Annotated in this window: 20 protein-coding genes and 3 pseudogenes; 12 read left to right on the plus strand and 11 right to left on the minus strand. The window is 57.6% G+C overall.

Features of this window, described 5'->3' with window-relative positions; translation table 11 throughout:
• Positions 1-346 precede the first annotated feature (346 nt).
• Both BPRO_RS25925 and BPRO_RS25930 read right to left on the minus strand, forming a co-directional pair.
• The gene (locus tag BPRO_RS25925; protein ID WP_011486028.1) at positions 347-1,441 is read right to left on the minus strand and encodes an enolase C-terminal domain-like protein; all 1,095 of its coding nucleotides are present in this window, start codon (positions 1,439-1,441) and stop codon (positions 347-349) included.
• Positions 1,438-2,361, minus strand: coding sequence for a ketopantoate reductase family protein (locus BPRO_RS25930; protein ID WP_011486029.1), 924 nt, complete (start codon positions 2,359-2,361; stop codon positions 1,438-1,440). Before BPRO_RS25930 ends, BPRO_RS25925 begins: the two co-directional genes overlap by 4 nt.
• A 138-nt stretch (positions 2,362-2,499) precedes the next feature.
• Between BPRO_RS25930 and BPRO_RS25935 the strand changes: the two genes are divergently transcribed.
• The gene (locus tag BPRO_RS25935; RefSeq protein ID WP_011481499.1) at positions 2,500-3,090 is read left to right on the plus strand and encodes a TetR/AcrR family transcriptional regulator; all 591 of its coding nucleotides are present in this window, start codon (positions 2,500-2,502) and stop codon (positions 3,088-3,090) included.
• Between the two features lie 102 nt (positions 3,091-3,192).
• Here the strand turns inward: BPRO_RS25935 and BPRO_RS25940 are convergent, their stop codons facing one another.
• Positions 3,193-4,617 carry a sigma-54 interaction domain-containing protein gene (locus BPRO_RS25940; RefSeq protein WP_011486030.1) on the minus strand — a complete coding sequence of 475 codons (1,425 nt, stop codon included), beginning with the start codon at positions 4,615-4,617 and terminating at the stop codon, positions 3,193-3,195.
• Positions 4,618-5,072: 455 nt separating this feature from the next.
• Between BPRO_RS25940 and BPRO_RS25945 the strand changes: the two genes are divergently transcribed.
• From BPRO_RS25945 to BPRO_RS29025, 4 genes are all read left to right on the plus strand, one after another.
• Entirely contained in the window at positions 5,073-5,339 is a 267-nt protein-coding gene (locus tag BPRO_RS25945; protein ID WP_011481497.1) for a DUF485 domain-containing protein, read from the plus strand.
• Positions 5,336-6,862, plus strand: coding sequence for a solute symporter family protein (locus BPRO_RS25950; protein ID WP_011486031.1), 1,527 nt, complete (start codon positions 5,336-5,338; stop codon positions 6,860-6,862). Before BPRO_RS25945 ends, BPRO_RS25950 begins: the two co-directional genes overlap by 4 nt.
• A 24-nt stretch (positions 6,863-6,886) precedes the next feature.
• The gene (locus BPRO_RS25955) at positions 6,887-7,576 is read left to right on the plus strand and encodes a haloacid dehalogenase type II (RefSeq protein ID WP_011486032.1); all 690 of its coding nucleotides are present in this window, start codon (positions 6,887-6,889) and stop codon (positions 7,574-7,576) included.
• 226 nt (positions 7,577-7,802) lie between these two features.
• Entirely contained in the window at positions 7,803-8,033 is a 231-nt protein-coding gene (locus tag BPRO_RS29025) for a DUF2798 domain-containing protein (protein WP_011481494.1), read from the plus strand.
• Positions 8,034-8,049: 16 nt separating this feature from the next.
• Here the strand turns inward: BPRO_RS29025 and BPRO_RS31020 are convergent.
• From BPRO_RS31020 to BPRO_RS31025, 5 genes and pseudogenes are all read right to left on the minus strand, one after another.
• Positions 8,050-8,376: pseudogene (locus BPRO_RS31020) on the minus strand (hypothetical protein); the annotation flags it as partial.
• A gap of 105 nt (positions 8,377-8,481) precedes the next feature.
• Positions 8,482-8,694 carry a hypothetical protein gene (locus BPRO_RS25960; RefSeq protein WP_041390476.1) on the minus strand — a complete coding sequence of 71 codons (213 nt, stop codon included), beginning with the start codon at positions 8,692-8,694 and terminating at the stop codon, positions 8,482-8,484.
• Between the two features lie 116 nt (positions 8,695-8,810).
• Positions 8,811-9,134, minus strand: coding sequence for a DUF72 domain-containing protein (locus tag BPRO_RS25965; protein ID WP_198141059.1), 324 nt, complete (start codon positions 9,132-9,134; stop codon positions 8,811-8,813).
• 320 nt (positions 9,135-9,454) lie between these two features.
• On the minus strand, positions 9,455-9,712 hold the full coding sequence (locus BPRO_RS25970; RefSeq protein ID WP_011486034.1) for a hypothetical protein: 258 nt from the start codon (positions 9,710-9,712) through the stop codon (positions 9,455-9,457).
• A gap of 206 nt (positions 9,713-9,918) precedes the next feature.
• Entirely contained in the window at positions 9,919-10,506 is a 588-nt protein-coding gene (locus tag BPRO_RS31025; RefSeq protein ID WP_011486035.1) for a carboxymuconolactone decarboxylase family protein, read from the minus strand.
• 501 nt (positions 10,507-11,007) lie between these two features.
• Here BPRO_RS31025 and BPRO_RS25980 point away from each other — a divergent pair.
• Positions 11,008-11,700 carry a DNA/RNA non-specific endonuclease gene (locus BPRO_RS25980; protein WP_081430598.1) on the plus strand — a complete coding sequence of 231 codons (693 nt, stop codon included), beginning with the start codon at positions 11,008-11,010 and terminating at the stop codon, positions 11,698-11,700.
• Positions 11,701-11,717: 17 nt separating this feature from the next.
• Here the strand turns inward: BPRO_RS25980 and BPRO_RS29960 are convergent.
• Positions 11,718-11,885 (minus strand): annotated as a pseudogene (locus BPRO_RS29960) (IS30 family transposase); the annotation flags it as partial.
• A gap of 637 nt (positions 11,886-12,522) precedes the next feature.
• Between BPRO_RS29960 and istA the strand changes: the two are divergent.
• The 3 genes and pseudogenes from istA to BPRO_RS29045 all read left to right on the plus strand — a co-directional run.
• On the plus strand, positions 12,523-14,079 hold the full coding sequence (gene istA, locus BPRO_RS25985; RefSeq protein WP_041390576.1) for an IS21 family transposase: 1,557 nt from the start codon (positions 12,523-12,525) through the stop codon (positions 14,077-14,079).
• A gap of 23 nt (positions 14,080-14,102) precedes the next feature.
• Positions 14,103-14,864 (plus strand): IS21-like element helper ATPase IstB, encoded by a 762-nt coding sequence (gene istB, locus BPRO_RS25990; protein WP_041390578.1) that lies wholly within the window; start codon positions 14,103-14,105, stop codon positions 14,862-14,864.
• Between the two features lie 257 nt (positions 14,865-15,121).
• A pseudogene (locus BPRO_RS29045) lies at positions 15,122-15,282 on the plus strand (amino acid ABC transporter ATP-binding protein); the annotation flags it as partial.
• Between the two features lie 3 nt (positions 15,283-15,285).
• Here BPRO_RS29045 and BPRO_RS25995 read toward each other — a convergent pair.
• Positions 15,286-16,212, minus strand: coding sequence for a LysR family transcriptional regulator (locus tag BPRO_RS25995; protein ID WP_011486039.1), 927 nt, complete (start codon positions 16,210-16,212; stop codon positions 15,286-15,288).
• A gap of 104 nt (positions 16,213-16,316) precedes the next feature.
• Here BPRO_RS25995 and BPRO_RS26000 point away from each other — a divergent pair, with 104 nt between their 5' ends.
• Positions 16,317-17,414, plus strand: coding sequence for a YeiH family protein (locus BPRO_RS26000; RefSeq protein ID WP_011486040.1), 1,098 nt, complete (start codon positions 16,317-16,319; stop codon positions 17,412-17,414).
• A 13-nt stretch (positions 17,415-17,427) separates the two neighbouring features.
• On the opposite strand, the gene BPRO_RS29965 is transcribed toward BPRO_RS26000, so the two are convergent.
• On the minus strand, positions 17,428-17,622 hold the full coding sequence (locus tag BPRO_RS29965; RefSeq protein WP_157046024.1) for a hypothetical protein: 195 nt from the start codon (positions 17,620-17,622) through the stop codon (positions 17,428-17,430).
• Here BPRO_RS29965 and hutH point away from each other — a divergent pair.
• Both hutH and BPRO_RS26010 read left to right on the plus strand, forming a co-directional pair.
• A complete protein-coding gene (hutH, locus tag BPRO_RS26005) occupies positions 17,621-19,240 on the plus strand; it encodes an HAL/PAL/TAL family ammonia-lyase (protein WP_011486041.1) in 1,620 nt (539 codons plus the stop codon). The two genes, BPRO_RS29965 and hutH, sit on opposite strands and share 2 nt — an antisense overlap.
• 28 nt (positions 19,241-19,268) lie before the next feature.
• Positions 19,269-20,297, plus strand: coding sequence for a Bug family tripartite tricarboxylate transporter substrate binding protein (locus tag BPRO_RS26010; protein ID WP_011486042.1), 1,029 nt, complete (start codon positions 19,269-19,271; stop codon positions 20,295-20,297).
• Positions 20,298-20,321: the final 24 nt, after the last annotated feature.

Raw genomic sequence — 20,321 nt, forward strand, 5'->3', positions numbered from 1 at the left:
ACGGCAAAGCGGCGCAAATGCAAACGTGGCCAACAATGACGGTCGAGGCCAACGTACTGGGTACAACTTTAAAGCGGCGTCCGCAAGAAGTACTGCGGTTGATACTGTTTTCGTGGGTAGCCAGTTAGGCCGCATCTGTTGACTGGATACTTTCGGTGTGGCGCCGGTACAAGCCAGTGGCCTTGCTTCATCAACAGGACCAAGGCCGCCGGTGCACCAGCGAGCACTTCCAGAAATTGCCAAATGAGCAGGGTACCGAATAGCATGAGCCGAGCGGATGAAGTCTGAGACAACCCGGCGATGGAGCGCTTCTTGGGCGCTGCTTCCATACACAAGTCCTGACGAATCACCATTTTTGGTAATGCCTCACAGCGTCCGGATCCCAAGTCAGGCCGTTGCCAGGCCGGGCGGGCGCTGACAGGCAGCCGTCCACCACTTTCAGCGGCTCCTGCAAAATGGCGTCGGCCCAATCGACGTACTCGATCCAGTGTGCTGTAGGCGTGCTGGCCAGCAGGTGCGCGCTGACTTCGGGAAACAGGTGCGACGAAAGCTCAATGCCTGCAACATTGGCAAGCGCCGAGGCATCGATCCAGCCACTCACGCCGCCGATGCGTTCCAGGTCCGGCATGACAAAGTCGCAAGCGCGCTGCGCCAGTGCCTGGGCCATGGCACGAGGGCCGGCAAAGTTTTCCCCAATCTGGACAGGTGTGCGCAGCAAGGCGGTCAGTTCGGCACTGGTGGCGTAATCGTCATGGCGAACCGGTTCTTCAATCCAGTACAGGCCCTCATCATCAAGCTGCTGGCATCGCTCGACAGCAGCGTTGCGGCTTAACGCTTGGTTGAAGTCGGCCATCAGCGCAATCCCGGCTGGTAGGGCTTGCTTGACAGCCCGCACGGCGGCCAAGTCGTCTTTGGCCAGCGGGCGCCCCAGGCGCATTTTGATGGCATGAAACCCCTCACTGACCAGTTCCAGGGCCTCATCGGCCGCGGCCCGCGCGTCCAGCAAACCCAGGCCGTTGCTGTTGTAGGCTGGGATAGGCCTGGGCTGGGCGCCCAGTAGCGTTGCCAGTGGCAGCCCGGCGCAAATGGCCAGCGCGTCCCAACAGGCGATGTCAATCCCCGCCATGAGCATGGACACGATACCGCGTGCGCCCAGGAGGCGAAACCGCGCTTCCAGCGCACGCCGTACCGCGGCGGGCGCTGCCGTTTTCCCCACAAGCTCGGCGTTGATGTCGCGTACCAGCGCAAGAGCGGCCGCGCCGGCCGCTTCAAGGTAGCAGAACAGGTACGCACGGCCCGTAATGCCTTCTTCTGTTTGCAAGTCCAGTAGCAGCAGTGGTGCCTGTGTCACCAGCATGGCGCTGGTGCCAAGTGCCCGCCGCATGGGTACAACTACCAGTGTGGCTTCAATGGCCCGCACCGTGAGATGTTGCGGGCTCATGCAGTACGCCCCTCACTATGCACAGACAGAATATCAAGGATGGCCCGATTGCAGGGCGTGGCCACCCCGAGGCGGGCGCCCCTGTGCACCACGTCGCCGCTGAGCCACTGCACTTCGAGACGGCTTCCGCGCTCAAGATCCCCATGCATGGAGGAAGTCATCGTCGCCGCTAGCTGGTCGCAAAAAGCCAGGCGGTTATTTGCGTAGTCTTCGGCCACTTGCACGCCGTCAGCCCGTGCGACTCGCACCACCTCATCCATGACGTCCCTCAAAAAGGCGCGTGCACGTTCGTTGGCACGCACCGTGCCTATGGGTGTTCGCGTGACGGTCGTGGTGCCCGACAGGCCGACCAGGAATACAAATTTTTCCCATATCGTCTGACCGATGCGGTCACTGATTTCCACATCAATGCCGGCCTCAACACAGGCATCGCGAAAGCGGGCCACACGTGCAGTGCTTGTGCCGTCATACTCTCCGAACACCAGCTTTTGCATCGCGCCCGAATGCCTAATGAGGCCGGGCTCGGCTATCGTCGCCGCGATATAGCAGACGCCGCCTATGACATGGGCCTCGCCCAGAGTCTGGCGAAGGATGTCGTCCTTGACGACACCGTTCTGGAATGACACCACGGCCGTATGTTCGCCAATCAGCGGCTTGATGGCCTCAGCGGCGTCGGCCGTATCCCACAGTTTGACGCCAAACAGCACGATATCAGCCGGCCCTATGTCCGCGGGTGTATCGGTAACGCTGACCTTCTTAAGGTGCAGGTTGCCGAGAGGACTTTCCACACGCAAGCCCGTGTCCCGGATGGCCGCAAGCTGCCGGCCACGCGCCACAAAGCTCACGTCATGGCCGGCCTTGGCAAGACGCGCCCCGAAATAACCACCCACACCACCGGTTCCCATGACAGCGATACGCATTTTTTCTCCAATTAATGAACGATCAATCAAGAATTAATGGAGTATAGAGTGAGAAAATTGCGTGTCAATAGCTTATAAATTTATCCATTAAACATTTCATTAAGCTATTTATTGAATACATAAACTATAATTTTTTGCATGGGAAGAACACGGGAATTTGACACCGATACGGCGCTGGATGCCGCAACAGATACCTTCTGGCACCAGGGGTTTGAAGCGACACCGATGCAGGACCTGTGTCGATCCATGAACCTCGGGCCCGGCAGCATTTATGCCGCATTCGGTGATAAGCGAAACCTTTTTCGCCAGGCGCTGCACCGCTACATGGACACCGTGTCAATGCAGGCTCTGGAGAGGATCAACAGCGCCCCCTCGGGTCTGCAGGGCATACGCGGCTATTTCGAGCACCTAGTGGACGCCATGATTGACGGCAAGCGGCGTTGGGGCTGCCTCATGACAAATTCCTTGGTCGAGTTCGCGTCACGCGATCCCGAGTTGGCCGTGTTGTTTCAACTGCATCTAGCCCGACTGGAAACGACCTTTGCGGCAGCGTTGACACGTGCCCGCGCCGCCGGCGAATTGCGACCGGACGTCGGGCCTGAAGCAGCTGGTTACCTGGTCGCCGTGGTGCAGGGTATGAACGTGTTGGCCAAGACCAAACCGGGTCGCCGCACGCTCGAACGCATCGTGGAAGTCGCCGTGGCCGGGCTTGCATTGCCGTCATCATAATTTGGGTGGTTTTGCGCAACCAATACACACGGCCTGAATCAGCCGTAGCATCACCCCCCCCGATATTCTGGAGAATAGTCTTGGGCGACCGCAAATAACTTGTCATGCTGCGTTCAGCTTGCGAACCACAGTGGATTGGCTGAGATTTAACTGCTTGGCCACGGCGCGTGTATTGCCATATTTCTTGAGCGCCTCTGCGACAAGTTGCTTTTCAAATTGAGCCACTATGGCGCGGTACTCAAGCGGGTCTGCGAAGGCCTGGTCCACTGGTGCTATTAGATATTCCGGCAAGTCGATCACGTCAATCAGGTCCGTAGGCGTGGTCACCACCAGGCGCTCGACGATATTGCGCAGCTCGCGCACATTGCCAGGCCACTCGTACGTCAGCAAAGACTTCAAGGCGCGTTCGGAAAATCGCTTGTTGAAACTGTATGAGGCATTTAACTCGTCGAGCGCATGCTCTGTCAGCGGAAAAATGTCTTCCTTGCGCAAGCGCAGGGGCGGCACGCTCAATGGAACCACGTTCAGGCGGTAGTACAGATCGCTGCGGAACTGGTTGTTGTCCACCATGACTTGCAAGTCGCGATTGGTTGCCGCAATCACCCGCAGATCGACGTGGACGACCCGAGTGCCGCCCACACGCACCACAGTATGGTCTTGCAGCGTCTGGAGCAGCTTGACCTGCAGGTTCATCGGCAGTTCGCCGATCTCATCCAGAAACAGGGTGCCGTGGTGGGCGGTTTCTATCAGGCCTACCTTGCCCTGCTTGAGTGCGCCAGTGAACGCCCCTCCCTCGTAGCCAAACAATTCCGACTCCAGCAACTCGCGTGGAATGGCGCCGCAATTGATTTTGATCAAAGGTCCCTGGCTACGCTGACTTTCCTTGTGAATCTGTCGCGCCAGCACCTCCTTGCCCACCCCCGATTCGCCGCTGATCAGCACCGCCGTATCCACTTTGGCTACTCGCAATGCCAAGCTGGACAAGCGCTGCATGCTCTGGCTTTTGAGCGCCACACCATCGGGTTTGAGGTTTTGCAGACGTAGCTCTTTCATCTCGTTTTCAACACGCTGCAAATCCTCGCGCGTGCGCAGCAATGCCTCCTGCAACTGCACCAGCTCGGTGGTGTCGCGCGAGTTGATGATGACTTTGCGCACCGCGCCCTGGTCGTCGAACAAGGGAATGCCCGTGACCATGATGGTTTTCCCAGTGTGGGTGTGCTGCATGGCAGAAATGCGTTTTCGCTCGGCCGCCACACGGGTTGCAATCACCGGACGTATCCACCCCTTTTTTTCAAATTCTGAAACGTGGTGACCTACCAATTCCTCAGCCTTGAGGTCGTAGTTGCGCTCACAGCCTTCGTTGACCATCAGCGTGATGCCCTTGCCGTCGGCCACAAAAATGCCGTCAAACGAGTTGCGATAAATTTCCTCGAAGTCTTTGCAAAGCTGTCGCAAATGCAGCAACTCGCTCATTTCGGTCTTGCTCGACAAGGAATCGGACGTGGATATGTTCTCGTAAGTCTGCATGGTGGGTTGCCTTGCTCGGTGCGGCTTGATTCAAAATTGAATCAAGCCCCGCAAAGCATAGAGCAAGAGCCACGCGAAGCAAATCGCCATAGGCCAAAACAAAGGGTTTTCACGTAGTAAGTTCACTTGAATGAGCTCATGCAGGGGCAATCCTGGTACGCGAGGCGCCTCTGCACGCCGCGCAACCGAGTCTTTAGTGACTCAGTTGATATCAAAAATGCATCAAATCTTCACAAAAAAAACGGCAGGCTGCATTCAAGCCATTGATTTCAATAAAGAATTTCCTTGGCACAGTCCCTGCAATATAGGGGCGTCCTGGCAACAGGCGCCGTGAAATCCCGTAAAGGTGATCCCTATAAAAGGAGACAAAGATGAGTTCAAACGATCAAAGTATTGCAGCCCGAGACGCGAGGTATTGGCAAAACGCCGTCAATCTGCCCGCATTCCGCTAGTTAATGGCTGCCAAAAAGAAGTTGCTGGTGCCGATGGTGCTGATGTACTTCGGCCTGTTCATGGGCATGACTTTGTTGGCCGGTTATGCCAAAGGCTTCATGACACAGAAAATCAGCGGTGCGTTCAACATGGCCTACTTGCTGGTGCTGTGCTGCTACTTCATGTGTTGGATCATGGGTGTGATCTACGTGCGCATTGCCAACCGTGATTTCGACGTGATGGCGTCCCGGGCGGTACATGAGCTCGCGCACGGCAGGGGGCAAGCATGAAATTCATCACGCTGGGCATATTTCTGTTCATTCTGGGCATCACCCTTGCAGTGACTTACTGGGCCGCCAAACGCACCAAAACTACCAGCGAATTTTACGCGGCGGGGGGCAATCTGGGGGCGGTAGAAAACGGCTTTGCACTGGCCGGAGACTGGATGAGTGCCGCCGCTTTTCTGGGCTTTGTCGGCCTGTCCGCGTTGTTTGGCTGGGATGGCGCACTGTATGCGCTGGGTGCGCTGGTGGCTTTCATGACCATCTTGTTGCTGGTCGCCGAGCCGCTGCGCAACACCGGCCGCTACACACTGGGCGACGTGATTGCCTACCGCATGCAACGCCCGCAAGCCCGGGTGGCGGCAGTGGTCGGTACCATTGTGGTTAACCTAGCGTACCTGATTCCGCAAATGGCCGGTGGCGGTGTGTTGATCAAATTGCTGCTGGACATTCCCTACAGCGCCTCTGTGGTGTTTGTCGGCATTGGCATGATTGTGTATGTGGCCTTTGGTGGCATGCTGGCCACCACTTGGGTGCAAATTATCAAGGCGGTGCTGCTGATTTCTACCGCCGTCGTGCTGGTGGTGTGGATACTGGCCCTATTTGGCTTCAACCCGGTGGCGCTGTTTGACGGCATGGAGGCCAAGTACGGCAGCAAAATATTGTCGCCAGGAAATTTCTTCAAGCACCCACTGGATGCATTCTCTCTGGGCATCAGTTTTGTGCTGGGCACCGCCGGCCTGCCGCACATCATGACCCGCTTTTACACCGTGCCAGATGCAAAAACGGCGCGCAAATCGGTCATCTGGCTGATGTTTCTCGCGGGCGGATTTTTTCTTGTCACCACACTGATTGGTTTTGCCTCGGCCCTGCTGGTGGGGCAGGACGCCATACGCGCGGCTGACAAGGGTGGCAATCTGGCGCTCCCCCTGCTGGCGCAATACCTGGGCGGTGGGGTCGGAACTTTGGGCGGACAGATTTTCCTGGCCTTCGTAGCAGCTGTGGCTTTTGCCACCATTTTGGCGGTGGTGGCAGGCTTGACACTCGCCACCTCGGGAGCCATCGCTCATGACCTCTACGTCAACGTCATCAAGCAGGGCGTGCTCAGTGAAAAAGAACAGGTCAGAGTCGCCCGCGTCTCGGTGATCGGCATCGGCATTGTGGCTACGGTACTGGGTTTGCTGGCGCAAGGCCAGAACGTGGCAGTGCTGGTGATTCTGGCGATCTCGATCGCGGCGAGTGCCAATTTCCCCATCGTCGTGCTGTCGCTGTTCTGGCGGCGCTTCAACACCGGCGGCGTCATAGGCGGCGTCGGCGTCGGTTTGGTATCCGCCATCGGGCTGGCACTCATTGGCCCGGCTTTCATGGGCAAGGAAGCGATGTTTCCCATCGTTAATCCGGCCATTGCCAGCATGCCGTTGGGCTTTTTGGGTGCCTACCTCGGGACCCTCCTGGGCGGCAGGAATGCCGAGCTTGAAGCCCACTTTGACCAGGTACTGTTCAAGGCCCAGACCGCCATAGCCATCGATTGATTTTAAAAATTTTTGGAGAATAGTATGCATGCCATCAAAGCCGTTGTTTTTGACCTGTACGGTACCTTGTACGACGTTTACTCTGTCCGCACCTCCTGCGAGCGCATCTTCCCCGGCCAGGGCGAGATGGTCAGCAAGATGTGGCGCCAAAAGCAACTTGAATACACATGGATGAGAACGCTGATGGGCCAGTACCAAGACTTCGAGAGCGCCACCCTCGATGCGTTGCGCTACACCTGTGGCAGTCTGGGTCTGGCGCTCGATGCAGACGGTGAAGCACACCTGTGCTCGGAGTACCTGAGTCTGACTCCTTTCGCGGATGTTCCACAGGCGCTTCAGCAGTTGCGGGCCGCAGGGCTGAAAACCGCCATTTTGTCCAACGGTTCGCGCCATTCCATCCGCCAGGTGGTGGGCAATTCGGGGTTGACCAACTCCTTCGATCACTTGATCAGCGTTGACGAAGTGCGGCTGTTCAAACCGCACCAGAAAGTTTATGAACTTGCGATGGATACCCTGCACTTGGGTAAATCAGAAATCCTGTTCGTCTCATGTAACTCATGGGATGCGACGGGCGCCAAGTATTTTGGCTACCCGGTATGCTGGATCAATCGCAGCAATGGCGTGTTTGATCAACTGGGTGTCGTGCCCGACATCGTGGTCAGCGATGTGGGCGTGCTTGCCTCGCGTTTTTCGCCGGTAGACGAGGCTGCATAAGATGAAATAACTAGTGACCTGTAACGGAGAAAAGAGAGTGAACTTTTCCCTGTGTAGAGTGCTTCCGATTCAATCGTTACAGTCCACTAGCGCGGGGAGTTTCCTCAGTCAGCGCCATGATCAGCGGCCAACATTCAACGTTGTGCTTGGGATTGGCATAAAGAAAGGCAAGACCGACTCTTATGACCGCAATCTACTTTGAACATTCACTGTAAGCTGAAAAACCGTGATAAAAATCCCCAAAAATTTCGCTCATTTGGTCTACGGTGTCCTCCAATCGGGGCTGACCTGCGCGGTGGCTACTGGCATTTCAAGCGTAGGCTCTACCAGCTTGGAAGCCTACATGCTGCACTGGTTGAAATCTTGGGTGTTGTCGTGGCTTTTTATGCTACCAGTTGTCGTGCTGGCTTCGCCGTTAATTCGAAGGTTGGCGGACAAACTCATACATGGCGCTTAGGGAGCGTTCGCTTTCCCTAGCGGCCTGCCGCTATGTAACAAACGAGCCTCTTAGTTTTAAACCGGCTCCTATGGGCGAGACTCCGAAGCACCAGATTGGCCGGGGCATTCGCAGCGGCAGACAAGCCGTCGAGGTTGTACCGAAGCATTACGGGATTCATGAAGGGTTGAAGCACCTGCATGATCCCGCGACACGTCTCGTCGACAGGGGTCGTTTGTTCAAACTCGCCGGACCCTCGACCCTTCAAGATGAAGGCCGACAGGGTGCGCTGGATTCTCTCGACGTAGGTCTGCGCGCACGGCCACCCTTCCGCGCCAGCACAAGATGCGATGTCGTAAAGTCGTCGATCGTTGAAAAATAGCTGTGCTCCGCTTTCGCCCCCGGCTTTTGTTGGTGCAGTCTGGGCAGCGGCGCCAGCCTAGCAAATGGCTTCAGCCGCCTGGCACTGTCACCACAGCGCTGAGTCACGCATGTCAATGGCACGGCGTCTGGCCTTCTGCACGTTGCTATGTTTAATAACCGCCGCCACAACCAGGGCTGCCAGGGCAATGGCGGTCATTTCCCACCACAAAAGGCGGCGCTGCATTACGGTAGCAACAACCATTGCCAAGGTGGCCACAGCCGCGGCTACACCCACCAAGGCAAGCGCCAGTCGAAACATAGGGTGACCCCAGGAGGAAGCTGAGCGATTACGAGCCATGGGTAAATTCTAGTGTGGTCGGCTAGAGCTTGGTGCCTAAGCCCGCATTCGTGTGTGCGCACCTAATGGGTGCAGCATCAATGCAACCTGTTCATCAACGTTGCGGCATTCCGCTGGCCCTGGTCCTGGTAGTTGTTGTTAAAAATCACCTGCACCAGCTCCGCTTTGCGGTCCAGATCACGAATGCCAGGCACCAGCTGCTGCAGTTCGTGCTCTGGGTAGTCGTAGTTAAACCGGTCAGACGCCACGGTCGCGCCCTTTATGTTCCAGGTCTCGGCATTACGTCCGTGCAGCCCCACAACCGCCAGCTTGGTGCTGGCGATAGCCCAGACGGGCGGCACGCAGTTGCTAAACCCCTGGGGCCCGTCCACCACAACATGGGCAACCCCTACCAGCGTCAAACAGCTGTTGCAGCACATCAACCAGTTCGTCTAGCGCTACAGTTTCAGCTGTCAGCGTTTCGCTGGACGGCAACCCGATTCAATTTTCAGAGACCCGAAAGCGCTGACGTAAACCGTTTCTGTATGTGCGTTTATGCATTGAACCGAACGCTGGCCCCGTAAATGTGGGCGTGATCAGCCGTTGAATATGCAAAACTTGGTTGCGGATGCAGCAGGGGGACCTCCAACTCTCACGCCGAAAGATGACCATGAGTGCTGATGGCTACCACATTTGCAATATGGCAGCCACACTTTCAGCTATAGCACCTCACCGGCTCGGCTTAACGGCCCCGATAGAGGTCCTTGAACACGTCAGCCGATTGATTCACATGACCCATGCCGTCTTTGGTCATCTTGTCAGATTTACCTTCTGCCATTTTCATCGTTTCGGCTTTCATGTGCTTGCCATCTTGATCGCCTTTCGTCATTTCCATGTTGGTTTTTTCGTCCATCTTTTGGGTATTTTGTGCATGCGCAAGGAAAGCTGAGGACATTGCAATAGAAGCGGCGAGGATCGAAATAGTGCTGCGAATTTTCATAATAATTTCCGGATTTCAAAGAGGTTTTTCAACAAAGCTGCGGGCTAATATCTGCACGATGGATCTATTAGCACCGCATGGGCAGCGCGTTATTACGTTGCTTAAAAATTGGTCGGAGTCTGCAGGTTGTTCTTACAAAAAATGTCATCTCCAAGTTTTCAACATAAAAATCATCGAAAGTAAACTGCATGTGCACTATCAAGCAATCAGGCCAGACCGACTCTTCGAAACCATCGCCTCGAAAGCCGTTTTCGGGACGCTTTGTTCACGGGACGACGGACGCGGTGTATATCCTCAAAACTCGAAGCGGTGTTTTTGACTATTGATGCAATGCGTTGACACGCTCCTGGATCCGAACCACACCAGCGTGTGCGCAAACCTCGTCGAGTGCTCCACCTGGAGCGCCTCCGACGCCTATAGCCGCGATCGTTTCGTCGTTGTGGCGTATGGCTATCAGCCTTGGGATCACTCGATGCGCCCTTACGGTTGGCGACAATCTCAGCCTCGTCGAGCTTGGCGACGTTGCCTGCCAAGTAGGTATGGGCTGCTAGGCAGTAGCCACAGCTGTTGATCTCTGCAACTGCCAATGCAACGCGTTCGCGTGTTTGGGCGCTGAGTTTCCCCTTAGACGCCGCGCTGTTGAAATCAATGTAGCCTTGTAACGCAGCCGGGCTGTTTGCAACGACGCGAAACAGGTTGGGTAATGTTGCCACCGAGCTCAGCGTATAGCGTTTGCCATTGGCGTCAGCTGCGGCGGCACCGTTATGCTTCCAGGGACACAAACTCGAATACACAGAGTGCTCAATGTGTGAAGAACCCCTTTCGCTTGACGATCAGTCCCTCGATGGCATGTGTAGTTACTGCAAATATAAGTTCGACAAGATGATGGCCGAATGACCGCTGATAGTTGCGGATTCAACCGGTCGATGCAACAGCATCCGCCTCTCAGTGCGACTATGCTATGTACCTGTCAAGCTGTATGGATGGCAAGGAAGCCCCTACCTGGAGCCTCATCACACGATCAAAGTTTCGGATGGGGGACTTGATCACCCCTGACACGTTGGCGCCATTTGCCCCACTGGCCACCGCGAGATTCACTACAGAATTGGCGGGCATGGTCGCAATGCCCAGTCCAGGATCTTTCTTCGATCGAATCAGAAAAATAAGCCCAACATTCATCCGCGTCTGCTCCTTCATCGGTGGTCCAATAACGGCCTTGAACTTCAATGGTGAGATAAGTGGTGCGAGAGAAACAGAAGAAGACATGGGTACGGCGGACATTGACTGCAGCAGTGATGTCAGTGGGCTTGGCAGCCCAGGCCGCCAGTGGTTTTGCGGAGTGTCCAGAGTTCTTTGCTCATGGGCAGCCACCTGCAGCACCGAAGCAACCTGCACAAAGAGAGCTTTGCTACGAAGCCTTCGCAGTCCTTCACAGCGGTGAAACCAAGACCCCGGTTTACGTCGCCCAGCGCCTGAGCCGGAAAAGCATCGAGGATGCCGACGAAAAGCGCACCAACAAGTTCTTTGCTGATGCCCGACTGCCACGCCGGGAGCGGGCGGAGCTGGAAGATTACAAGCGATCGGGCTACTCACGCGGGCACATGGCCCCTGCGGGAGATATGCCCACGGCGCAGGCGATGGCACAGAGCTTTTCCTTGGCCAATGTGGTGCCCCAGGCCAGACAGCACAACTCGGGCGCGTGGGCCAAGATCGAGCGAGACACTCGCAAGTACGCAGGACGGGCGCGAGGCGACGTGTATGTACTCACCGGGCCGGTGTTTGGCCCGAGCAGCGAAACCATCGGTGACAACCGGGTGCGGGTGCCCAAGTACCTGTTCAAGTTGGTCTATGACGCCGAGCGCAACCGCGCCTGGGCGCATTGGCAGGAGAACGGGGATGACACACAGGCATCCAGGCCAATCAGCTACGAGGAGCTGGTGAGGCGGACCGGTGTGGAGTTCTTGCCAGCGGTGGCCGGTGTGCGATGACCCGCTTTCGGCCAGCTTCGGTCAGCCGGGCGTATGCCACCAGTCTCAGCCAGGATGCGACTGACAGATGAGTGGTTTCGATCAAACAACTGGGCAATCTGTTGAAGGGATTCGCCCTTCTTCCAGCGTTCCCACATCAGAGCCTTCTGGCTCTCTGAATAGTAAATCCTTGTTCTGTACTTCATCTGCAACACTCCTACTGCTCACGCAGTATTTAATGTGTTGCACCGATCGGTTGAATCCAAGCTGCAGTCCTGTCGTTTGAATCCCAATCATCAGTGACCGCAAAGGGCGCGAAGCCGTCATCGGCGCCAATGGCATTGACTATCGATAATTGAACATTGCCGATAGCCAGCCAGCAAGGGCGCCACGTGACCGCTGTGCAAATCCCGAGGTTAGAAATCAACGCCGCGATGGATCCTAGACATCTGAATTTATGCTCCGCGTTTATTCCGGCCAAAACCTTACGGTCTATAAGTGTTGGCGTCCCGTCGAGTCCTGGGTGGCCTTTGGACACCGTCCAGCCACGAGCTATTAAAGCTATAGCTGTGCGTTGAGCCACCTACTTACGGTAAGTACTTATTGTCGGTAGTCACCTATTGAGTATTCCGGTCCAACGTGACCGGTGATTCCGGGATCGTGACCGACATTCCGGTGAACGTGACCGGAGGGATTCCGGCAACGTGACCGCTGATTCCGACGAACGTGACCGCTGGCAACGGTCACGACAGTCGGCACGGTGGTATACGCCGCCGGAACGGTGTTGCGCATAAACGAAACCTGGCGTGGCGTGTAGCTTCGATGCTTTTTGCAAAGAACTACATGCCCGCCTTAAGGATCAACATGCGCAAACTCAAAGACGCCCTGCGTCTCAAATTCGACGGTGGGCTTTCCCACCAACAAATCGCGGGTGCCCTGGGCATCTCCAAAGGTGTTGTCACCAAGTACGTGGGTCTGGCTGTCGCCGCTGGGCTCGATTGGGTGGCCATTGCCGCCATGGACGAAGCCGCGCTGGAGCGATGCCTGCTGGCATCGCCTCGCCCCAGCGACATCTATGCCCAAGCCGACTACGGGCGAATCCACCAGGAGCTGGGCCGCAAGGGCGTCACGCTCATGCTGCTGTGGGAGGAATACTGCGCCCAGGTCGGCGACGAGCACAGCGCCGACAACCCCATCAAGCCCTGGCGCTACTCGCAGTTCTGCGAGAACTACCGCCAGTTTGCCAAACGCCTCAAGCGCTCCATGCGGCAAGTCCACCGCGCTGGCGAGAAGCTGTTCATCGATTTTGCTGGCCCCACCATCACGCTCATGGTGCAGGGCCAAGAGGTGGGACGGGCCAACATCTTCGTGGCTGCCATGGGCGTTTCGGGCTACTGCTTTGCCTGTGCCACGCCCACGCAAACTGGCCGCGACTGGCTGGGCGCAACAGCACAGGCCTTGAGCTTTTGTGGTGGCGTGCCCCAGCTCATAGTCCCAGACAACCCACGCGCCCTGGTGAGCAAGGCCGAGCGTTACGAGCCGCTGCTGACAGACAGCGTGCGAGACTTCGCCCGCCACTACGGCTGCTCGGTCTTGCCCGCACGCGCCTACCACCCGCAGGACAAGCCCAAGGTCGAACTCAGCGTGCTGCTGGTGGAGCGCTGGATACTGGCACGCCTGCGCAAAATTCAATTCACCAGTGTGGAGGAAGTCAACGACGCCATTGCCCCCTTGCTGCACTGGCTCAACCAGCGCGCCTTTCAAAAGCTGCCAGGCAGCCGCGCCAGCGTGTTTGCCCAAATCGACGCCCCGGCCCTGATGGCCTTGCCGGTGCAGCCCTGGGAATGGGCGGTCTTCAAGACCGTGCGCGTGCACATTGACAGCCACGTCGAATTTGAAGGCCACCGCTACAGCGTGCCCAACGCCCTGGTTGGCCTGGCGCTGGAGCTGCGAGTGACCGCCCATGCGATAGAGGCCTTGCACCGTGGCAACCGTGTTGCCAGCCACATGCGCTGCGCCCACAAAGGCGGTTTCACCACCGTGACCGAGCACTTGCCCGAACGCCACCAACACCAGGCCCAGTGGACGCCCGAGCGGCTGGTGGTCTGGGGCGAACGTATTGGCGTGGCCTGTGCTGCCACGGTGCAAAGAATGCTGGAGCGCCAGCGCCACCCCGAGCATGCCTACCGTGCCTGCCTGGGCCTGCTGTCTTTGAGCAAACGCTACGGCGATACCCGGCTGGAGGCGGCGTGCACCTTGGCGTTGAGCCTGGGCACCAGCAAATACACCCACATCCGCGACATCTTGCTCAACCGGCGCGACCTGCTGCAAACCCACACGCCCCCTGAATGGACCAGCCCGACACATGCCCATGTGCGTGGCGCCAATTACTACCAATGAAACCCAACACGGACAAATCCAGCATGATGATGAACACCACCTCGAACCAACTGCGCGGCCTGCGTCTTGAGACCATGGCCCAGGCGCTGGAGCAGCAGCTCACGCAAAGCGGCATCAGCGCCATGAGCTTTGAAGAGCGACTGGCGCTGCTGGTAGACCGGGAGGTGCACGGCAGACAAGACCGGCGCTGTGCGCGCTTGCTCAAGAGTGCAAAACTCAAATACCCGCAAGCGGCCATTGAAGACCTGGACAGCCGCGCCAGACGCGGCCTGGAGCGCAGCGCGGTGATGAGTCTGGCCCTGGGCGAATGGGTCAAGGCAGGGCACGCCGTGCTGATCACCGGCCCGACAAGCGCGGGCAAGTCGTGGCTTGCGTGCGCCCTGGCCCAGCATGCCTGCAGGCGTGGTCATAGTGCCCTGTACCAGCGGGTTCCCCGCCTGGGTGAGGAGTTGCGCATCCGGCACGCCAACGGCACGTTCACGCGCTGGCTGGATGCCCTGAAAAACACTGACGTGCTGCTGCTGGACGACTGGGGCATGGCCGCCATGGATGGGCAAACCAGAGCGGATCTGCTGGAGATCATTGATGACCGTGCGGGCCACCACGCCACCATCATCACCAGCCAGGTACCCATTGAGCATTGGCACGAGTGGATCGGTGACCAGACGATGGCTGACGCCATGCTGGACCGGCTGATGCAAAGCCATCACCGCTTCACGCTCACGGGCGAATCGCTGCGCAAAAAGAGCACTCCAAACAAAGCAAAAGCAGGCGACCACGGCTAGAACAAAATCATCAGACCTCAACAGAGCGTAGCCCTGGCCGGGGGCGGGTCATGCACGAGTACCTGCACGACCAGAAGGGGCCTCCGGCGGCCTGGCAGGGGCCTATAAATTCAAAAACAACCCATTACCTGACAAGGAAAATCAGCCGAAAAGCAAGCCGGCATAAAATCAAAGCGCGCAACACCGGCCCTCGGTCACGTTCGCCGGAATGCCGGTCACGTTGCCGGAATCAGCGGTCACGTTCACCGGAATACGCAACCTATGAAATGGGATTCGCCAGGAAAGTTGCCACAGGGTCGTCTTCATCAATGTCGGCAGCCGCATCCTGGAAGACTGCTCAAAAGACGAGTTCTTTGGTAAGCCCGATGGGCGTCAGCCGCGAACCAAGGATTTTCTGAACAAAATCCTCTCACACTGAGATTCAGTCCACGCTGAGCAGATCGATGAATCGGATCATAGCCGGAGTGAATTGCTTGTCCCGGTGAACTACCCAGTGGTACTGCCGCATGATGCGGGGGAGGCCACTACGGACAACGCACAACCGTCCGGACTCCAGAAAATCTGACGCAACCCACTTGGATAAACAAGCGAGTCCCAGCCCTGCAGAGGCAGCATGCTTGATCGCTTCCGAACTACCTAGCTCAATAGACTTGCGGTAGCCCCGCAGATGCGGCAAGAGGACCTCGTCGGTGGCTTCCCGTGTTCCTGATCCGCTCTCGCGAAGCAACCAGACCGCATCACGTAGAGATGCCAAGTTGGTGCGCCTTCCCGCACGCTCTGCCTCCATGTTGACACGCGAGACCTGATGGCTGGGAGAGGCCACCACAACCATTTCGTCCGCAAGCCATGCGTGCACAAGTACGGCCGACTCGTGGCTCGGCCCCTCTATCAGGCCGATGTCCAATTCAAAGGCTGCAACCCGCGCACAGATGGCCGCTGTGTTACCGACCATGACGCTGGACTGCCATGCTTCGGCTTGCGCATGCCGACCACTCAAGAATGCCGTTAGCAGTCGAGGGAGAACATAGGTTCCAATCGTAGTGCTTGCCCCAATTCGCAGTTCCTGCAATTGGGCGTCAGCGCTTTGTGACATGCGTTCTATGGTGCTGGCGCCTTCCAACAGGGCCTGTGCTTGAGGCAATAGCGCACGACCGTTGTCGTTCAGCAGTAACCGCTTCCCGGCTCGATCGAATAGTTGAAGCGAGAGAAGTCGCTCCAACTCATTGACAGCTGAACTAGTCGCCGACTGCGACAGTGCGATAGCTTCTCCGGCAGCGGTGGTGCTACCGGTTCGGGCGACCGCCACAAAAATCTGGAGCTGTCGCAGCGTGAGACGAAGGATGTCCATCTGCCTTCTTTAGCGATTAGATAGATTTATTATATCTATATAACCTGTTGGACGAATTGAACTGTGGCGCCCAAACTTCGAGCAACTCCTCGAAGTACCGTCCCATGACCAACAGCTCTTCCGCCGCCGCTTCTGCCTTGGCGACCGTCTTTGTTTCGCGCCCCAGACTCCACGTTGTCCCTGGCGTGGTGGCGAGCGCGAGTATCGCCCTGATCGGAATGGCGCTTGGCAGCATCGGCTGGATGCAAGACCATGGCCTCAGCGCATTGACACTCGCGATTGCCCTTGGCATTCTGGCCGGGAACACCCTGTATCCCCGGTTCGCAGCGCTCGCTGCGCCCGGCGTGGACTTCTGCCGCACCAAGGTTCTACGGCTCGGGATCGTGTTCTATGGTCTGCGCTTGACCATTCATGACATTGGCCGGGTCGGCGCCCAAGGCATCGTGCTGGATGGCTTGGTGATTGTCAGCACCTTCGCCTTGGCTTGGTGGGTTGGCACCCGGTGGCTACGAATGGATCGGAATACCGCCATTTTGATTGGTGTGGGCAGCTCCATTTGCGGTGCAGCAGCTGTAATGGCCGCCGCGCCAGTAGTCAGAGCGCGATCAGAGCAGGTGGCTGTCGCCGTGGCCACGGTGGTCGTTTTCGGAACGCTCGCCATGTTTAGCTACCCGGCGCTCTATGAGCTCAATCGGCACTACGGCATTATCACCGGTGGGGCTAGCGGATTCGGGGTGTATACCGGCGCCACCATTCACGAAGTCGCACAAGTGGTGGCTGCAGGCCGTTCCGTAAGCATCGAAGCCGCAGATACCGCAGTCATCGCCAAGATGGTCCGCGTAATGATGCTTGCTCCATTCCTGCTGTTCCTTGCCATGGGGTTGCAGCACCGCCAAGCCGACTCGTCACAGCTCAAAACTCCGATGGTCATCCCATGGTTTGCGTTTGGCTTCGTAGGTATGGTTCTCTTCAACTCGCTGCAGCTGCTCCCGGCTTCCTTGAACGGGCCGATCTCTCAGATCGATACTGCGCTTTTGGCTACAGCCATGGCTGCACTTGGCCTATCGACGCAGCTGCGTTCTATCCGAGACGCGGGTGCGAAGCCTCTACTGCTCTCTGCCATCTTGATGGCGTGGCTTGTCCTCGGCGGCGCGGCGATGCACCGTGGAGTGAGCGTGCTGTTCGGAAATAGTCTCCGCTAGCCTTCATTTCATATCAACTATTCAGGAGATTTATGCGTTCATCATCGTCTTTTTCAGTCTTGATCAAGCGGACTTTCCTTGCACTGGCCGCTTGTTCGTTGGGGGGAATCGCGCTAGCGCAGGGCGAGTTGGATCCTCGGCTGCTGAGCAGCGCGCAAACTTCAAACGGCTTGTCGCCCCAGCCTGCCGTCAAACTGGAGAAATCCATGGTTCGGGTTTCAGCGGCCGAGCCAATTGAGCTGACTGGCCGGGCGCTGACCATTGATCAAGTGCTGCAAGTGTCCCGCGAAGACCGAAAGGTGGCGGTGTCAAATGAGTCTTGGGCCCGCGTGGCACGCTCACACGCGCTGCTGCTGAGCTATGCGCGCCTGGGTCAACCGGTCTATGGACTCAATCGCGGCGTTGGACTGAACAAGGATCAAACGCCTTTCAGCGGTGATGTGATTGCGCCAGAGGTGCGAGCGTTGTCTGAGACGTTCAACCGCAACATGCTGCTGTCGCACACAGTGGCTTATGGGCCGCTGGTTCCTGCTGATGTGGTGCGCGCTGCGATGCTGATTCGGCTGAACACGGCGCTGTTCGGCGGCACAGGAATGCAGCCTGAAGTGGTACGCCAGTACGCGGAGTTTTTGAACCAGGGCATCACACCCGTCATTCGCGGCCAAGGTTCGGTGGGCGCGGCGGACATCACGGTATTGCCGCAAATCGCGCTGGCGTTGATGGGAGAAGGCGAGGTGTTTTATCGCGGCCAGCGCATGGCCAGCGCCGAGGTGCTGCGTACAGCGGGGCTTGGCGCCATCAAGCCGTTTGCCAAAGATTCGCTGTCCATGCTGAGCGCGAATGCCTACGGCGCAGCGCTGGCTGCAGTGGCCGCTAGCGATGCGCAGGCGCTGCTTAACCAAGCTGATGTGGTGGCCGCGCTGTCGCTTGAAGGGCTGGATGGCAATGTGGCCCCGTTTTTGGCGGTCACACAGGCGCAGCGCCCGTTTTTTGGTCAAAGCGCTGCGGCGCATCACATCGTGAGCTTGCTGCAAGGTAGCTCGCTGTGGCAGCGCAGTGAGCAGCGCCCGCTGCAAGACCCGTTGAGCTTTCGCTCGACAGCCCAAATCCACGGTGCGGCGCGTGACGCGCTGGCCGCCTTGCATGCGCAATTGGTGGTGCAAATCAACAGTTCGGACGACAATCCCACCGTCGCGCTAGACGTGCGTCCCGCCACCAACGCGACGCCGCAAGAGCGCCGCTATTTCGTGACTGAGGGCGCCGTGCAAGGCGCGATCTTGCCCAGCGCCAGCTTTGATCCCACAGTGTGGGCCGTGTCGCTCGAAGGCGTGGGCATTGCGATGTCACATGTGGCGCAATCATCTGCGCAGCGCGTGCTGCGGCTGGGCGACCCTGCGTTCACGCGACTTTCGCGTTTTTTGAGTCCCGGCGGAGGCGTGTTGGCTTACACCACAATTCAAAAAACCGTGTCTTCGCTCAGCACTGAAGTGCGCGCTTTGTCGCAGCCAGTATCGAGCGACAGCTTGGTGCTGGCCGGAAACATTGAAGATGTGGCCTCCAACGCACCTCTGGCTGCGCAACGCGTGGCGCAGCAAATCAAGCTGGTGCGCACGCTGCTGGGCATTGAGACGATTCACGCCGCCCAAGCGATTGATTTACGCCTGCAAGCTGAGCCTACGCGCACGCTGGGCGCTGGCACACGAGCGTTCCACAAAGCCTTCCGCGCCCAGGTTCCGTTTTTAGATGCTGATCGGCGCTTAGGCACGGACATTGAAAAAGCTGACTTGTTTTTGTTAACCCAAGCACAGCCACAAACGCGCCCTTAAATCCACCATAGGAAGAGCTAACTAATACATGAACATGAAATCCATAAAATTACTCACCCGACGCGCCCGGCTCGCTCAATTTGCTTTGGCGCTGCCGCTGCTATTGGGCAACCTGCACAACACCGCGCAGGCTGCCAATGAAACGGCCAAGCCGACTTACCCCAACAAAACCGTGCGCATCATCGTGCCGTTTGGCCCGGCTGGCGTGGCCGATGCTCTGCCGCGCATCGTGGGCCAAAAGCTGTCCGAAAAATGGGGCGTTCCCGTCGTTATCGACAACAAGCCTGGCGCGTCCGGCAACATCGGCATGACAGCAGGCATCCTTGCGCCCGCTGACGGCTACACGCTGACGCTCGCACCGACGGGCAATCTCACCGTTAACCCAACACTCTTTCCTAATTTGAGCTTTGACGTGAAACGCGACATTGCACCGATTACCGTGCTGGGAGAATCACCGAATTTGCTGGTCGTCAACGCTAAAGTTCCAGTCAAAAATCTCGATGAATTCATCAACCGCGCCAAGCAAAGCGGTGTGAGCATGAGCTTCGGCTCGCCCGGCACGGGCTCGGGTCCTCACCTGGCGGGTGAGCTGCTCAACCAAATCGCCGGAACGCATTTGCTGCATGTGCCTTATAACGCGATGGCGCTGGCCATGAATGATGTGATGGGGGGCACGCTTGATTCGATGTTCGTCGCCTCCGCTATTTCGCTGCCCCACATCCAAAGCGGCAAGCTGCGCGTGCTGGCGGTGGCAGGCGCCAAACGATTGAGTCAATTGCCCGATGTGCCGACCGTTGCCGAGAGCGGTTTCCCCGGTTTCGATGTGACCTCTTGGTATGGCATCGTCGTGCCCAAAGCCGTGCCGCAGCCCATCATCAACAAGCTACACCAAGATATTTCCGAAGTGCTGAAGATGCCCGATGTGCGACAGAAATTCGCTGCTTTAGGCGTTACACCCGTGGGCAGCAGTCCACAAGAGTTCAGCGCCATGATTCTGAATGAATCAAAAAAATGGGGCGGCATCATTCATGCAGCGAACATTAAGCCAGCTCAATAATTGATCAGTAACCACCTACTCATT

The sequence above is a fragment of the Polaromonas sp. JS666 genome, from assembly GCF_000013865.1.
Lineage (GTDB): Bacteria > Pseudomonadota > Gammaproteobacteria > Burkholderiales > Burkholderiaceae_C > Polaromonas.

Coding starts and splice junctions, on each gene's coding strand:
- BPRO_RS29965 (WP_157046024.1), bottom strand. CDS start 17,622: ATGGATTTCTCCAGTTTGACGGCAGGCTGGGGCGACAAGCCGTTTGAA.
- BPRO_RS25935 (WP_011481499.1), top strand. CDS start 2,500: ATGGGAAGAACACGGGAATTTGACACCGATACGGCGCTGGATGCCGCA.
- BPRO_RS25980 (WP_081430598.1), top strand. CDS start 11,008: ATGTCAGTGGGCTTGGCAGCCCAGGCCGCCAGTGGTTTTGCGGAGTGT.
- BPRO_RS25960 (WP_041390476.1), bottom strand. CDS start 8,694: ATGTTTCGACTGGCGCTTGCCTTGGTGGGTGTAGCCGCGGCTGTGGCC.
- BPRO_RS25925 (WP_011486028.1), bottom strand. CDS start 1,441: ATGAGCCCGCAACATCTCACGGTGCGGGCCATTGAAGCCACACTGGTA.
- BPRO_RS25970 (WP_011486034.1), bottom strand. CDS start 9,712: ATGAAAATTCGCAGCACTATTTCGATCCTCGCCGCTTCTATTGCAATG.
- BPRO_RS25945 (WP_011481497.1), top strand. CDS start 5,073: ATGGCTGCCAAAAAGAAGTTGCTGGTGCCGATGGTGCTGATGTACTTC.
- BPRO_RS25995 (WP_011486039.1), bottom strand. CDS start 16,212: ATGGACATCCTTCGTCTCACGCTGCGACAGCTCCAGATTTTTGTGGCG.
- istB (WP_041390578.1), top strand. CDS start 14,103: ATGATGATGAACACCACCTCGAACCAACTGCGCGGCCTGCGTCTTGAG.
- BPRO_RS25940 (WP_011486030.1), bottom strand. CDS start 4,617: ATGCAGACTTACGAGAACATATCCACGTCCGATTCCTTGTCGAGCAAG.
- BPRO_RS25950 (WP_011486031.1), top strand. CDS start 5,336: ATGAAATTCATCACGCTGGGCATATTTCTGTTCATTCTGGGCATCACC.
- BPRO_RS25955 (WP_011486032.1), top strand. CDS start 6,887: ATGCATGCCATCAAAGCCGTTGTTTTTGACCTGTACGGTACCTTGTAC.
- istA (WP_041390576.1), top strand. CDS start 12,523: ATGCCCGCCTTAAGGATCAACATGCGCAAACTCAAAGACGCCCTGCGT.
- BPRO_RS26000 (WP_011486040.1), top strand. CDS start 16,317: ATGACCAACAGCTCTTCCGCCGCCGCTTCTGCCTTGGCGACCGTCTTT.
- BPRO_RS26010 (WP_011486042.1), top strand. CDS start 19,269: ATGAACATGAAATCCATAAAATTACTCACCCGACGCGCCCGGCTCGCT.
- hutH (WP_011486041.1), top strand. CDS start 17,621: ATGGTTCGGGTTTCAGCGGCCGAGCCAATTGAGCTGACTGGCCGGGCG.
- BPRO_RS25930 (WP_011486029.1), bottom strand. CDS start 2,361: ATGCGTATCGCTGTCATGGGAACCGGTGGTGTGGGTGGTTATTTCGGG.